The sequence below is a fragment of the Eubacterium sp. An11 genome (assembly GCF_002161065.1).
Classification (GTDB): domain Bacteria; phylum Bacillota; class Clostridia; order Lachnospirales; family Lachnospiraceae; genus Anaerobutyricum; species Anaerobutyricum faecale.
Genome location: NZ_NFLV01000003.1, coordinates 1 through 14,558, shown reverse-complemented (window position 1 = coordinate 14,558; position 14,558 = coordinate 1). Strand labels below are relative to the sequence as shown.

Below are 14,558 nucleotides of genomic sequence, written 5' to 3'. Positions count from 1 at the left end.
AGCCGCTGCTATCGTTGGGCGTTTTATAAATGACAGTTCGCGGGATATGCGCTCTGTCCCATATATTTCATCATCAGTTCCATACAAAGATGCAGCTGTGGCGTCACCAGTTTATGACGGTGGTGTACGATCTGGCTCCACATGACGATGTCGGGGCATTCGGTATCAAGAACAACCAGCTGTCCGTTTTTTATGTAATCACGTACCACGTATTCCGGAAGAAAAGAGATTCCCCTGTTTTGCAGCAAAAAGCGGGTGATGACATCAGTATTGCCCACTTCCCAGAAGGGATGCAGTTCATAGCCCTTCGACGCAAGAAACTGTTCCATGGGATTCCGGTAGCTGATGCCCTTCTCCGTGAGATAAAGAGGTTCCTGCAGGAGCCGTTCTATGGGAATCTGTTTTTCTCCGGCGAGAGGAGAATCCGCAGACGCCACAAAATATATATTTTCCGGCTGTTCTGAGACCTTGATCCATTCGGGAAAATACATTTTCTCGTCAAGAAAGTAAAGAATGTCGATATCATTTTGGCGGAGCATACTGAAAAGATCAGGTACTAACGCGGTATAGGTACTGACTTCCACATGGGGACAGATTTCCTGCAGCTCCATGATCACATGGGGAAGTACGCTGATGACATAGGATTCACAGGTACCGATGCGAATCTTTCCGGAAATGTCTCCGGGCTCCCGGACAATATTTTCAGCCTGACTGACGGCTTTCAGTATATCCAGTGCATGAGGAAGCAACCGTTCTCCAGCCTGTGTCAATTTTACCTGTCTGCCAATTCGTTCAAACAGCTGCGCGTGAAGTTCCTTTTCCAGCTGTTTGATCTGCATGGTTACCGCAGACTGTGAGTAACCCAGCTGCTCTGCAGCCTTGGAAAAATTCCTGACTTCTGCAATTCGGATAAAAGTTATCAAATTTCTTATTTCCATTTCCTTGCCCTTCCGTACTTTACTGTTCAAAAAAATTGAATATTTTCATCAAAACTATGAATTATACAAATGCTACGATTCATGGTACCATTTCTTTCAGAAGAAAGTCAAGGAGGCATCTGCAGATGAAGACAAATACAGAAATACAAAATGCACAGATAGGTACTTTGATACAGGAATTCACCGGGCAGGCCGTTGCATTTTATGACGGCATGAAAGAGCAGCCGGTATGCCGCCCGGCGAAGGAAGCAACATTGGAACATCTTGAAAAACAAACGATTCCTGCAGAGGGGCGTCCGGTACAGGAAGTGTATTCCGAAATGCTCCGGGACATTTATTCCAATACGATTCTCGGACAGCATCCCCGCAGCTTTTCCTGCGTTCCGTCCACGGCGTCTCTGCTTTCCTGGATGGGCGATGTCATGACTGGCTTTTATAACCCGCATGCCAGCTGCCGGGTCAATGGACCAGCTGCCGGGCTGGTGGAAAAGAAACTGATCAACTGGATGTGCAGCCTCGCAGGATATCCGAAGACCAGCGGAGGACTGTTCGTTTCCGGAGGTTCCATGGCCAATCTGACCGCTCTGACCGCGGCAAGAGACCAGAAACTGACTTACGAAGAGCGAAGCCGCGCTGTCATTTACGTTTCCGGGCAGACCCATGCGTCCGTGGCAAAGGGCCTGCATATCATTGGTTTCCGCAAAGATCAGATTCGTGTTATCCCGGTAGATTCATTGTTTCGTATGGACATTACCGCACTGCGCGCCGCCATCCTTAACGACCGGGAAGAAGGACGGATTCCATTTGCAGTTATTGCCTCAGCCGGTACAACCAATACCGGCAGCGTGGACCCGATGCATGACATCGCCGCGCTCTGCAAAGAATTTGACATATGGATGCACGTGGACGGAGCCTTTGGAGCCTCCGCACTGCTTTCAGAAAAATACAGAGAAAAACTGTCCGGAATAGAATATTCAGACAGCATGAGCTGGGACGCCCACAAATGGATGCTCCAGACATACAGCTGCAGCGCAGTTCTGGTGCGCAAAGAATCCACGCTGGTACACAGCTTCGCCGCACATCCGGAATATTTAAAAGATGCAGAAACCTCCGAAGAAGGCGTGGAATTCTGGGATCTGGGTCCGGAACTGACACGTCCCGCCCGCGGCTTAAAACTGTGGCTCACCCTGCAGACCATGGGAAGCCGCGCCATGGGCGAAGTCATTGATCATGGCTGCGCCATGGCAGAACTGACAGAAGAGCTTCTCCAGAAAACCCCGGGCTGGGAAATCATTTCCCCTGCCCAGCTGGGAGTCATCAATTTCCGTTATGTGCCGCATGGAAACACAACGCCGGCAGAAATTGATGCATACAATCAGGAAATATCCAGAAAAATCACGGAGAGCGGTTTCGCACAGATCTACACCACGGAATTAAATGGACAGAAAGTGCTCAGAATGTGTACCATCAATCCGAGGACAACAGAAAAAGATATCTGCGACACCGTGAATCTGCTGAAACAGCTGGCGAGCGATGAGAATGCAGAGGCTGTTTTTGGCGCCAAGACGCAGAAAGAGGAAAGATATTGGCATAGCGCGTGAGGGTAGTAGAAAAGAAGATATTTTCAAGCTATAACCTGCTTGACAATAACAATCGATATTGATATACTTTATACAGACCGTTGGTTTGTATGGAGGTGTCAGATGGCAAGAAACAAATACCCGGAGGAAACCGTGAAGCTAATCTTGGATGCTGCCACCCATTTGTTTGTTGAAAAAGGATATGACGCAACATCTTTGCAGGACATTATCAATGAAACAAAGCTTTCAAAAGGTGCAATTTACCATCACTTTTCGTCCAAGGAAGAAATTTTTGAAGCAATATTTCATCGGATAGGCGAAGAAAATACAACTGCTTTGGCAAAAGTACGGGATGAAAAATCCTTGAATGGACTGGAAAAACTACGGGCAATCTTTAAAGCTGCTTTATTTAACTCCAACCAGAGCTTAATGCTGACAGTTACGCCATGCTTGTTGGATAATCCACGCTTTCTGGCAATGCAGATTGCCCAGCTCTATCAGATTGTTGCTCCAAAGTTCATCCAGCCGATCTTACAGCAGGGGATTGACGATGGTTCCATTCAGGCGGATAATCCCCATGAACTGGCAGAAGCTATCATGGTTTTATCAAATGTATGGCTCAATCCACTGGTCAGTATGACTGACAAAGCGGGGATGCGTAATCGTTGCGAAACATTTAATGACATGTTAGAGGGTGTTGGTATCCATCAACTTTTGGACGAGGAAATGATAAAAGGCTATATCAGCTATTGCAAGTCCCAGCACACGGACTGACTCCCTAAAATGAGCTGCTCTAAATGAGCAGTTTATTTTAGACATATATCAAACCGACGGTCGGTTTAATAGTTAGATAATGGAGGTATTTTATGAAGACAAAACTTTTCAGACGTGATTTTACTCTCGTGGTGATCGGCCAGATCATTTCTCTTTTTGGCAATGCCATCTTGCGTTTTGCCTTGCCGCTGTATTTATTGCGGGAAACAGGTTCTTCCACTTTGTTTGGTATTGTGACTGCCTGTTCATTTGCTCCCATGGTTATTCTTTCTATGGCTGGAGGGGTACTGGCTGATCGTGTGAATAAACGTAACATAATGGTAGGACTGGATTTCTCTACGGCAGCCATTATTATGCTGTTTTACTTTTCGCTGGGGAAAATTCCCACAGTTCCGCTTTTTATCGTTGTTTTGATGCTACTCTATGGTATTTCCGGCACATACCAGCCAGCAGTACAGGCGAGCGTTCCACTGCTGGTAGCAAAAGACAAATTGATGGCCGGAAATGCAGTAATCAATCAGGTCAATACACTTTCCGGACTATTGGGTCCGGTGATCGGTGGCGTGATGTTTACTCTCTGGGGGATTGATCCGATTTTGTTTTTGAGCGCAGCGTGTTTTACTTTTTCAGCTATCATGGAGATTTTTATTCATATCCCATACGAAAAACGCCCGCGTGAAGTCGGTGTATTTCAGATAATCGAAATGGATCTGAAAGAAAGCTATCAATTTGTAAAGACAGAAAAGCCCATTTTCTTTTCGGTAGTTTTTCTGGTGTCCATCTTCAATCTAGTTTTAAGCGCAGTGATGATTGTTGGAACTCCCATTCTCATTACGCAGGTATTAGGGATGTCTGATACCATGTATGGCTTCACGCAGGGGGCGCTGGCGCTTGGAGGTCTGTGCGGCGGAATCTTAACTGCCATCGTATCGGAAAAGCTGAAAATCCAAAATTCGTATGTGCTGCTTTTGGTTTGTTCGATTGCCGTAGCGGTTATGGGTATTTCCCTTTTCCTGAATATGCCCGCCATCGTATCGTATTGGGCAATCACTTTCATGAGCTTCATTGCTATGGGAGCTTCCACGCTCTTTATGGTTCAAATCTACACACTGGTGCAAACACAGACCCCGCCTCAATTAGTCGGAAAAATCATGGCAGCACTGATTTCCATTGCAATGTGTGGACAACCGGTCGGGCAGGCGATTTATGGTGTTCTGTTTGATATTTTTGCTATGCATACATGGGTGGTTTTAATGGGAGCTGCGACAGCCTCATTGTTGATATCTTTTTACTCTAAAAGGATTTTTAATAAGTTGTGAGATTCTGCACAACAAAACATGACATATTTTGATTTCCATAGTTGGTGGAACTTTCAAAAAGTTGAGATTATAATGAGGCAAGGAGGTGTGAAAAGTTTGAAACAAATAAATAGTGGACAGCCAAGAAATAAAGGGCATAGCAAATAAACCATCTTTCGGTGGTTTAAAAGAGAAATATGGACACAACACCAAATCAGGTAACAGGAATGGTATCCTCTTTGATGATATAACCTCTCTGTTTCAGCAGATTAAGTGCTTGTGAAGTCGTCAGTATTTTTAATCTTTTCACAGGACGTTGTTCAAGAAAGCCTTCTGGAGTATATGGTTTTAGATCTGTGAGTATGTGCCAGATAGCGGTCAGGATCATACGGCAGATGGCAATGATGGCTTTCTTGTGCCCGCGGCGTGCTTTTATGCGTCGATAACGGATAGTAAATTCCGGATGTTTCTTCGATTTGATCAAAGCATTTGCAATCTGCACCAAAACTGGTTTAAAATAGGAACCAGCACGGGAAATCCTAGTGGATTTGATTTTTTGATTGCTTTGATCGTTGCGAGGACAACATCCAGCCCATGAAACGAGGTTTTTCGCTGTGGGGAAGACAGACATATCACCTCCGATTTCAGAGAGCACCTGAATGGCAGTCATTGGGTTCTTATCGAATCCTGAGACGGTTCGTATAAGATTTAGGACTTCTTCGTATTTATCACTGAGACGAAAGATTTCCCGTTCTATTTCTGCTTTGTGATTTTCTAATTCATCGATGTGATTGAGACATTGTCTAAGTTTTACAGCCTGTTCTGTGGAAATGGCACCATCAACAGCATCCTGTATCTCTTCAATCGGAGTTTTACACCTGCTATCCACAAAAGGTGCCACATCGAAAGTTTCCCCCGGGTGTTGTAAGATCTGTTCAGTGATAGAACGTGAAGATTTACCAAATATATCCGAAAAGACATCATCAAGTTTTAAGTTAGATACAGTAAGACAGTTATGGGCACGATTCTTCTCGCCGGTGATCATACAGGTGAGCTTGAATCGGTATCTTACAAGGTCTCTTAACGCACGGATGTCGGCAGGTGGGATAAAAGAAGGTTTCACCATCCCGCACATATATAGGTCGCAGATCCACCGGCATCTTTGCGGTCAGTCTTGTTGCCTTTTTGAGGCTTGGTATATTTAGGATGAGAAAGAGTGACCCAGATGTTATTCTTCTCTAAGATATTGAAAACAGGGATCCAAAACTTTCCGGTAGATTCCATACAAACGTCAGTACAATTGTATTTGGCAAGCCAGTCACACAATGCTTGTAATCCCTTTGTGAAGGAAGAAAAGCGGGATTGCTTATAAAACGTACGTTTGTTGGAATCCGTAATACCGATACAGGCATAGATCCATGTTTTGTGGACATCAAGTCCGCAGCAATGTTTTTTTAAGATTTTGAATGACACAAAATAACCTCCTGATATTTTGTAACTATAAAACTGACAGGGACTGGTCATCCGGCAAAATCGAGTCGACTTTGGAAGAGATAAGTTTGCGGGCTACGGGTATGCGCCAATCATTGATGCCTTAACGGATGACCGACACAAATAAAAATACGGGGTCGCCGCTATACAGCCCCGCCACTCACCTCCGCGTGTTGAGTAGTGTGTCAGTCTTATAAGGAGATAATATCAGAAGAAAATAAAAAGCGAAAGCCATCCAACATGTTTCATGATGCATTGGTACCTTTCGCAGAAAGGTGGATTATAAATATGAAAATGCAGAAAAGTAATATCGCTTACAATTTAGCTATACTGCGACAACTTAATAAATTTTCTCAAGAAGATGTAGCAGAGCGAATTGGTGTTTCACGACAAGCTGTTGCAAAATGGGAATCCGGTCAGTCAGTACCCGACATTTTGAATTGCGATGCACTGACAAGACTGTATGATGTGGGACTTGACGACCTAATCTATTATAATCAGAAGCTGACTGGTGAAAGCATCCCACCTAAAGGCAAATACATATTTGGAATTGTTCGCCAAAAATAAAAAATCTGTCACATGCGTCATATGACGAGAGATTATGTCCCTTGTGTTAATGCTCATGTACCTTAAAGTAACACACAAGAATTTGACAGATAGCAGCCCACTATTCCGTAGTAACAGCGAGTTGCTTGTTAAAAATCCTGTTTTGAGGCTATAATGAGTAAAAATTATCCTTTAGGAGGGATTAGCATGAAAATACAAGATATTCTTAAAAATTGCGATAAAAAAACAATCTTACACAAAAACAACTGGCAGAGCGTGTGCAAGTTATCCGACAGGCGGTTAGTAGATGGGAAACAGGTGAAACGTAGCCAAATACAGATACCTTAAAACTGTTATCACAAGATTTTGATGTGTCAATCTATACGTTTTGGAGTTCTCCATGGCAATTTGTTTGACAGTGTTGCTAAATGCCATTGAATGAAGATGGTCTGATTGGCCGAAAACCAGATGGAAGCTATAACTAGAGCTAGTGAATATGCCAAATCCCGATAACACAGATGAAGAAACCAGGCGCAACTAGTTTGATTTGTACCTTTCGCAGTTAAAACTGATTCAACGCATAATAAAGTCAGCCGAACCAATCCACGATAAAATGAACATCGCTCTGTGCCGTCGTTGACAGTCCTGTCCATCTTTGCTGATTTTCAGGAGAATTTGCCTATTGAACGTATTTGAAGCCGTGTAACAGGCTGTTACCACCCGGCAGAATGACGCGCTGACCGTAGCCTTTAAGGAGTTTTCTGCAAAGAAGTTCCCACAGGAGCAGAAGCCCTTTAGCTGTGTTCCGGGATAAGGTAAAACAGAAGTATGTGAACCAGGAGAGAGTCAAGAACAAGAGGAATTTCTGAATAGAAAAGCTGGATTTGAAAAGGCAGAAATAATACTTGTAACTGCATTTTTGTATTTTAGGATACGATGTCTAGAAGTAGAAAGAAGTTGTTAGGTATAAGTTTTGTACAGTTTGGCTAATAACTTATATAATTATTATTTTTTTAACGAGATAATAAAACATTAGTTTCGGGATTTACTAATATAAGCTGATGGAATATAATACAAATAAATTTGGGATAAGGAGACTTCAATATGAACGATAGTTATTTAAATACCTTTGACAACCTTTTTTATAATGTTAATAACAATAGCAATGTCAAAAATACAATAGAACAAGTAAGCAATGTGTTGGCATCTATAATAACTAAGTTTGGTGAATTAGAAAATGAAATGTGCTATGGGACATCAAGAAAAGATGATTTTATCGATACAGTTGTATGTTTATTCATCAGAAAAATTATGGAACAAATTGATGCAATAAATTTGTTGTTTTCAATAGGTTCCTTTAAGCAAACTCAAATTATTTTCAGGTCTCTTGTTGAGAATATTGTTAGTTTGCAATTTATATTAAAAGAAGACATACAAAAAAGAGCATCGGCATATTGTTTAGAACATCATTATCAAGAAATAGAAATGGGAGAAAAAAAATTTAATACCGAATCTGAATTTAAAAAACAAGTTATTGCAAACAAAGGTCAAGAGGCTTTTGATGTTGATATGAATAAGCTTCTGAAAAAGAGAGAAGCTTTTGAACGAATTGTTAAATCTAAGCCCGTTTTTCAGGAAATTGATAGAGATAGAAAAAGGAAAAAAGAAAAAAAGAAGTATATAAAATGGTATGAGGTTTGCAGCAATGTGACAAATTTTAAAGGTCTGATGACGGAAACCGGGTATGAAAAGTATTATGATAGTATTTATGGAGAGTTATCGTATGAAACACATGCATATAATTCTACAATGGATATCAGTTTCAATGAGAACGGAATATGTTTAAAACCTATCAGAAATCCAGTTGATGGAAGTTCAACTTTTTCATTAACATGCACTTTTTCAATGGGACTTTTGACGAAGATTTATGATTATCTTGGCGATGGAGAAATGGAGAGGAGAGAGTTTAAAGCATTTTTTATTGATTTCCAAAATAAAAGGAATATTGCAAGTCACAATTTAGATATGATTATATAAATTTTCATTATGACAACGTGGGGCAGTTGCGGGCCGTAACAAATGGTTTGCTGCTGTCCTTATTTTGAGAAAATTGAAGCCATATATAGTTCATGAAAATCATGTGGACGCAGTGCGTTGTCTGGTATATAATAGTCAACATGGAGGGATGATGATGGGAAAACGGGAAGAATTGATAGAATTGAAAAATAAAAGTGGAATGAACTGGAAACAGTTTTCTGAATACTATGAGATACCATATAGGACTATTCAAGATTGGGAACATGGAAAAAGAAAAATGCCAAACTATGTTTTAAGACTTATGCAGTATAAAATGAAAATGGAAAGACTTTTAAAAATGGGAGGAAATGATGATAGAAAATAGTATGTTTTATATGAACTTTGAAGTTTCATCAAATAGTCAAAAAAGGTGTGTTGAAGCAATCAAAAGAATAGGATTAGATGATATTATGAATCCTATATATTTGCTTAAGAAACCGATAATTGACAAAAAAGCAGATTATGACTATCAAGATGCATTTGTGGTTCTTATGCCAAGACACAAGATGATATTTATTAATTTTGGTGATGAAGGAGAATTATTTGAAGAATTCCAAGATGATTTTATTGATGATATAGGATATATTGCAAAAAAATATGATTTTATTAATATAGTGGGCAGACCTAGACAATGGAGAGAGGAATTTGTATCAGAGATACAATATTCACCAGAAGAGTTTTCTTTCAAAAATATATTAAAAGAAAATGAAATAACGGGCGATGAATTAATAAGGAAAGGTGATATTCTTATTTCTCTGGCTACAGGTAGCATTAATGAAGCCGAGCGTTTGGGAACAGGTATCCCAGATAATATTTTGGATCAGATAAAAAGGAAAATTATTTTGTTTGATGGAGAACAAACAAAATTTATTTTTGATGAGCCTAAGAAAAAGCGTATAACAATTCAGGGACTTGCTGGAACCGGTAAGACAGAGTTGTTACTGCATAAAATAAAGGAATTATATACTGATGACAATGAATGTAAAATAGTATTCACCTGTCATAATGTCATATTGGCTGATAGTTTAAGAAAAAGAGTGCCAGAATTTTTTGATTTTATGAAAGTTGAAGAACAGATTCAATGGAAAAAAAGACTTTGGGTTATGAGAAGCTGGGGATCATATAGAAATCCTGATTCTGGAGTATATAGCTATATCTGCAATCACTATGATATTCCGTTTAGCGGATTTTCATATAATAAGTCGTTTGATACTATATGTAGGGAAGCATTATTAAGGCTAAATCAAATAGAAGATTTTCAAACTTGCTTTGATTATATATTGATTGATGAGAGCCAGGATTTTTCTGAGGGTTTTTTTGCATTATGCGAGAAAGTAGCTAAGAAATGTGTATATGTTGCAGGTGATATCTTTCAAGATATATTTGAAAATAAGTCATTAACTGTTGTAAATCCGGATTTTTTGCTTAATAAATGTTATAGAACAGATCCTAGAACATTAATGGGCGCCCATGCAATTGGTATGGGATTATTTGAGAAAAAATTAAGATGGCTTAAAGATGATGAGTGGGAAGCTTGTGGATATGATGTAAAAAGAGAAGGACAGTATATCGAATTATATAGAAAACCCTTAAAACGTTTTGAAGATATAGATACGTCTAAATCCGATGGGATTACAATTATTCCATCAGGAGAGGATAAGTATCTTTCTACAGTGTTAGGTATTATTGATAATATAAGAGCATGTAATCCAACAGTTCTTCCGGATGATATAGGTATTATATTTATGGAAAATATTGATGCCAACTTTAAACTTGCATCAAATTTACAATCCATGATAAAAGAAAAATATAACTGGACGGTGAATATAGGATATGAAACTAAGGAGAAGAGAAAGGGAACTCTTTTTATAAGTAATAGGAATAATGTTAAGGGATTGGAATTTCCGTTTGTAATTTGTATTATGCAAAATGTTCTTACAAATGATTTTTCAATAAGAAATTCTATTTATATGATGTTAACAAGGTCCTTTTTAACCTCTTATTTAATATTGCCAAGTGAGGCAAAGAATATCAAAATACTAAAGCCAGGAATAGACTTTGTTAATAGAGAAGGATTTCTTAAAGTTGAGGAACCATCGGATGAAGAAAAAACAAGACTTGCTAATGCAATAATTAAGAGAACTAATTTGCATCAATCATTGTTTGATATGGCTACAGAAATTATGGATGAAATAGGTGTGACTAATAAGGAGAATCGTAAAATAATTCATGAAATGACAAAGACAAGGTTTAATAAGGAAGTGGATAGAGATAAATTAGAAGAATTTATTCAAACTAATTTCTCTATGATGGAGCAGTAAGATGGGAAAAGAACTTACGTTTAGAATGAGTAAACAGATTTCCGAGATGTCAATAAAGCCACTAAGAACAAGGGAAGAAGCAATTCTATTATTATTATATACTATTAGAATGTTTGATGTTAGTATTTTTTTGACAGATGAGCGTAGCGAAAAGGTAAAAATTTCAATTGATAAAATGAATCGTATATTTTATTTGCTTGAAGAAAAAATGTTTTCAATGCAGTTTCCATTTTGTATTGATGATAGTAGCAATCAAGATAATATTATAATTTATGATAATATTACAGGAACCATAATTAATCCAATGGTGGTGTCATTTCTTATAGAAGCATTCGAGAAGATGAATCGAAAAGAAATGGATTTTGAAACAATTTTTGAGATAATTATGGAACCTGAGGTAAATGATAATGATTTTACTACAAAAGAAATGTGGTTACTTATTTCGCATTTATTAAAATATGATTTAGGATATATACGATATGATATTGATTCGGAACATGAAAATGGGAGAATGCATCCGCTAAATCATCTAGACATATGTTTGGATACTGCAGCAACATATAAAATTGGATTGGATAAAAAAATAGAGTTCGATGATTTTAAAAACATATTGGATATAACAAGTGAATGTTGGTATATTTGCTGATATTATCAATAATATAGCATAGCGTCAGGGTAGTTATAAGTCGAGAGATTTGTAGCTGCCTTTTTTATTGCTTTTGAACATGATGTACAGAAGCGGAAAGGAGAATTATGAGGTATTTATTAATAATGTATAATTAATTTCGCAAAAGCAATTTCATAAAAATGTAAACGCATAATAGCAAGTACCTGAGTATTCCGTGGCTTCAGAGCCACTCAATCCGTTACAGAGAGCCATCTATTCCGAACGATAGAGCCACCTAAATTATAAGGGCAATCCGCTGTTGAGAGCCACCTCTTGAAGCAATACAATCATCCTAACGGATGAATCCGTAATACTTTGAGAGGAGGACGATCAAATGTCCAAAGAAAAACAAATTTTACAGATGCTGCAGGACGGTTATAGCCAACGGCGCATTGCCAGTACTTTGTGCGTATCCAGGAATACGGTTGCTAAGGTGGTAAAAGCAGCCTCAAATCATCAGTTATCGAAAGAGGCACTGGAATCCATGGAAGAAATGGAAATCCACAATACACTTTTTCCAGAAGAAGCATTGCTCCCAGCATTGGTCACACCGGATTTTCCTTATATCCATAAGGAATTATTGAAAAGCGGCGTAACATTAAAGCTGTTGTGGCAGGAGTATGTTGATACCTGCCGGGATGCCGGAAAACCACCATACGGCTACTCCCAATACTGCAAGTTATATCAGGATTATGTTTTGAAAAATAAGCTTACCATGCATATCCGGCATAAACCTGGTGACAAACTGATGGTCGATTGGGCCGGGACCGCGCTGCCCCTTTATGATAAGATCTCTGGGAACAGCAGCAAGGTTTATCTGTTTGTAGCAACGCTGCCTTTCAGCATGTACTGCTATGCGCAGGCATGCCGGACCATGAAAGAGGAGGACTGGATCAATGCGCATATCGCTATGTATGAGTTCTTCGGCGGTGCCACCAGGATCCTGACCCCGGATAATCTGAAGGTTGGCATCCTCAGCAACAGAAAATACGAAGATCCAGTCGTAAACCACTCTTACCAGGAGCTTGCGGATCACTATCACACTGCATTGCTTCCGGCCCGGGTATTGGCCCCGCGTGATAAAGCAGCTGTAGAAGGGAGTGTTGGGAATCTGACTTCCCACATCATTGCCCGTCTGCGGAACCGGAAATTTTTTGATATCCATACCATGAATGCAGCGATCCGAAAGGAACTGGATCAGTTTAATGAGGCTCCTTTCCAGAAAAAAGACGGTTCCCGTCACTCTGTATTTCTGGAAGAGGAACTTCCCTTTTTACAGCCGCTTCCCAGATATCCATATGAGTTTGCCCACTGGAAATCCGCTACCGTTCAGCTGAACTATCACATTGCCATAGATTTTCAGAACTATTCGGTCCCTTATGAGTATGTGCGCAAGAAAGTGGACGTCCGGTACACCAAGAGCAGCATTGAGGTTTATTACAAAGGGAATCGGATCTGCAGCCACAAACGCCTTTATGGTCGCCGCGGGCAGTACTCCACAATCCCGGAGCATATGCCTGTCAACCATCAGCTGTACAGTGAATGGGATAAGGCGAGGTTCCTTAAGTGGGCATCTGGTATCGGTGAGTCAACCCATCAGGTGATCCAGAGGATCTTTGATTCCTACCGGATTGAAGAACAGGCTTATAAGGGCTGCCTGTCTCTCCTGAAACTGGCGGATAAATATACTCCGGAAAGATTGGAACATGCCTGCAAAGCAGCTTTAGAGCGGATCCCCAGCCCGCGTTATAAGAATATCCGCCTGATCCTGGAATCCGGCAATGACAAGGCTGCTGGCCCATCAGACCGATCCTCTGAGACTATCCATGACGAAAGCTATGCCCTGGTCCGTGGAGCTTCTTATTACGGAGGTGGCAGCCATGAAAAATGATACAGTGAAAAAGTTAAAGTCTATGAGGCTGCCTGCCTTTGCGGAAGCTTATGAAAAACAGATCGACCGGGAAGCTGAATACGGCTCCATGTCCTTCCATGAGCGTCTCATGCTGTTGGTTGATGCGGAATACGATTCCCGGCATAATAACAATATCAAAAGATTGATCAAGAACGCGAAGTTCTCTGATTCATCTGCATTTCTTGGAAACATTGATTATCTGCCGGACCGGCATCTGAACCGGGATCTTCTGGAGAGCCTGGCGGATAATGACTACATCCGCCAAGGGCTGAATGTCGTTCTGATCGGAGCCACAGGTTCCGGCAAGAGTTTTATTGCTAATGCACTGGGAGTCAACGCCTGCCAATCCGGATATAAGACCAGATATATCCGTCTGCTGGAACTGTTCAGCGAACTGGAAGCAGCGAGGATACAGGGAAAATATCATCAAGTGATGAAGCAGTTTCAAAAGCTCCCACTTGTGATTCTTGATGAATTTCTTTTGATCCCTGCTTCCGATCAGGAGCAAAGGGATCTGTTGGAACTGATGGAATACCGCTGCGGCCAGGTTTCCACCATCTTCTGTTCCCAGTTCATGCCAGAAGGCTGGCATGAAAGATTAGGGGGCAGTGCCCTTGCCGATTCCATCCTTGACCGCATCATCCCATCTGCCTATACCATGCGGATTGACGGGGATGTTTCCATGCGGCAAAGGAAAAGGAAGATCAAAAACTAGATCATCCTACTGGGAGCCACGACACAGGTCATGGCTCCCACCATCGGACGACTGGCTCTCAATAACGGATTCCATGGCTCTATTCCAGGAGATTTGGTGGCTCTGCCACCGCAGAATATTCAGTACCGTGTCAAATGCTAGTTTTTATGAGATAATCCCTTTATAAAATCTAAGATTTTTCAGGGAGGGTTATCGCACTCATGGATAAAATTACTCATAAAGTCCGCTGCGAACAATGGA

At 40.5% G+C, this 14,558-nt stretch carries 14 protein-coding genes; 11 read left to right on the top strand and 3 right to left on the bottom strand.

Annotation, left to right across the window (positions count from 1 at the left end; all coding sequences use genetic code 11):
• Window positions 1-23: 23 nt before the first annotated feature.
• Window positions 24-938, bottom strand: a complete 915-nt coding sequence (locus B5E53_RS03410; protein ID WP_087312651.1) for a LysR family transcriptional regulator — start codon at window positions 936-938, stop codon at window positions 24-26.
• 125 nt (window positions 939-1,063) lie between these two features.
• Here B5E53_RS03410 and B5E53_RS03405 point away from each other — a divergent pair, with 125 nt between their 5' ends.
• The 3 genes from B5E53_RS03405 to B5E53_RS03395 all read left to right on the top strand — a co-directional run bounded on the left by B5E53_RS03405 (window position 1,064) and on the right by B5E53_RS03395 (window position 4,611).
• Window positions 1,064-2,539 (top strand): aspartate aminotransferase family protein, encoded by a 1,476-nt coding sequence (locus tag B5E53_RS03405; protein WP_087312650.1) that lies wholly within the window; start codon window positions 1,064-1,066, stop codon window positions 2,537-2,539.
• A gap of 102 nt (window positions 2,540-2,641) precedes the next feature.
• Window positions 2,642-3,292 carry a TetR/AcrR family transcriptional regulator gene (locus B5E53_RS03400; protein ID WP_087312649.1) on the top strand — a complete coding sequence of 217 codons (651 nt, stop codon included), beginning with the start codon at window positions 2,642-2,644 and terminating at the stop codon, window positions 3,290-3,292.
• 92 nt (window positions 3,293-3,384) lie between these two features.
• Window positions 3,385-4,611, top strand: coding sequence for an MFS transporter (locus B5E53_RS03395; protein ID WP_087312648.1), 1,227 nt, complete (start codon window positions 3,385-3,387; stop codon window positions 4,609-4,611).
• 193 nt (window positions 4,612-4,804) lie between these two features.
• Here the strand turns inward: B5E53_RS03395 and B5E53_RS03390 are convergent, their stop codons facing one another.
• Both B5E53_RS03390 and B5E53_RS20045 read right to left on the bottom strand, forming a co-directional pair.
• Window positions 4,805-5,716 carry an IS110 family transposase gene (locus tag B5E53_RS03390; protein WP_343215581.1) on the bottom strand — a complete coding sequence of 304 codons (912 nt, stop codon included), beginning with the start codon at window positions 5,714-5,716 and terminating at the stop codon, window positions 4,805-4,807.
• A complete protein-coding gene (locus B5E53_RS20045) occupies window positions 5,710-6,063 on the bottom strand; it encodes a transposase (RefSeq protein ID WP_343215580.1) in 354 nt (117 codons plus the stop codon). The genes B5E53_RS03390 and B5E53_RS20045 overlap by 7 nt, the downstream gene beginning before the upstream one ends.
• 306 nt (window positions 6,064-6,369) lie before the next feature.
• Between B5E53_RS20045 and B5E53_RS03380 the strand changes: the two genes are divergently transcribed.
• The 8 genes from B5E53_RS03380 (at window position 6,370) to B5E53_RS03345 (ending at window position 14,318) form a co-directional block, all read left to right on the top strand.
• The gene (locus tag B5E53_RS03380) at window positions 6,370-6,648 is read left to right on the top strand and encodes a helix-turn-helix transcriptional regulator (RefSeq protein WP_204245484.1); all 279 of its coding nucleotides are present in this window, start codon (window positions 6,370-6,372) and stop codon (window positions 6,646-6,648) included.
• 257 nt (window positions 6,649-6,905) lie between these two features.
• Window positions 6,906-6,956, top strand: a complete 51-nt coding sequence (locus tag B5E53_RS19650) for a hypothetical protein (protein ID WP_242963508.1) — start codon at window positions 6,906-6,908, stop codon at window positions 6,954-6,956.
• Window positions 6,957-7,731: 775 nt separating this feature from the next.
• Window positions 7,732-8,664 carry a DUF5677 domain-containing protein gene (locus B5E53_RS03370; RefSeq protein WP_087312645.1) on the top strand — a complete coding sequence of 311 codons (933 nt, stop codon included), beginning with the start codon at window positions 7,732-7,734 and terminating at the stop codon, window positions 8,662-8,664.
• 148 nt (window positions 8,665-8,812) lie between these two features.
• Window positions 8,813-9,028 (top strand): transcriptional regulator, encoded by a 216-nt coding sequence (locus B5E53_RS03365; protein WP_343215579.1) that lies wholly within the window; start codon window positions 8,813-8,815, stop codon window positions 9,026-9,028.
• 10 nt (window positions 9,029-9,038) lie between these two features.
• Window positions 9,039-11,024 (top strand): DEAD/DEAH box helicase family protein, encoded by a 1,986-nt coding sequence (locus B5E53_RS03360; RefSeq protein ID WP_162611773.1) that lies wholly within the window; start codon window positions 9,039-9,041, stop codon window positions 11,022-11,024.
• A 1-nt stretch (window position 11,025) separates the two neighbouring features.
• Complete coding sequence (locus B5E53_RS03355) at window positions 11,026-11,670, top strand: hypothetical protein (protein WP_087312642.1); 645 nt, start codon at window positions 11,026-11,028, stop codon at window positions 11,668-11,670.
• Window positions 11,671-12,025: 355 nt separating this feature from the next.
• The gene (istA, locus tag B5E53_RS03350; RefSeq protein ID WP_087312641.1) at window positions 12,026-13,582 is read left to right on the top strand and encodes an IS21 family transposase; all 1,557 of its coding nucleotides are present in this window, start codon (window positions 12,026-12,028) and stop codon (window positions 13,580-13,582) included.
• Complete coding sequence (locus B5E53_RS03345) at window positions 13,572-14,318, top strand: ATP-binding protein (RefSeq protein WP_087312640.1); 747 nt, start codon at window positions 13,572-13,574, stop codon at window positions 14,316-14,318. Before istA ends, B5E53_RS03345 begins: the two co-directional genes overlap by 11 nt.
• Window positions 14,319-14,558: the final 240 nt, after the last annotated feature.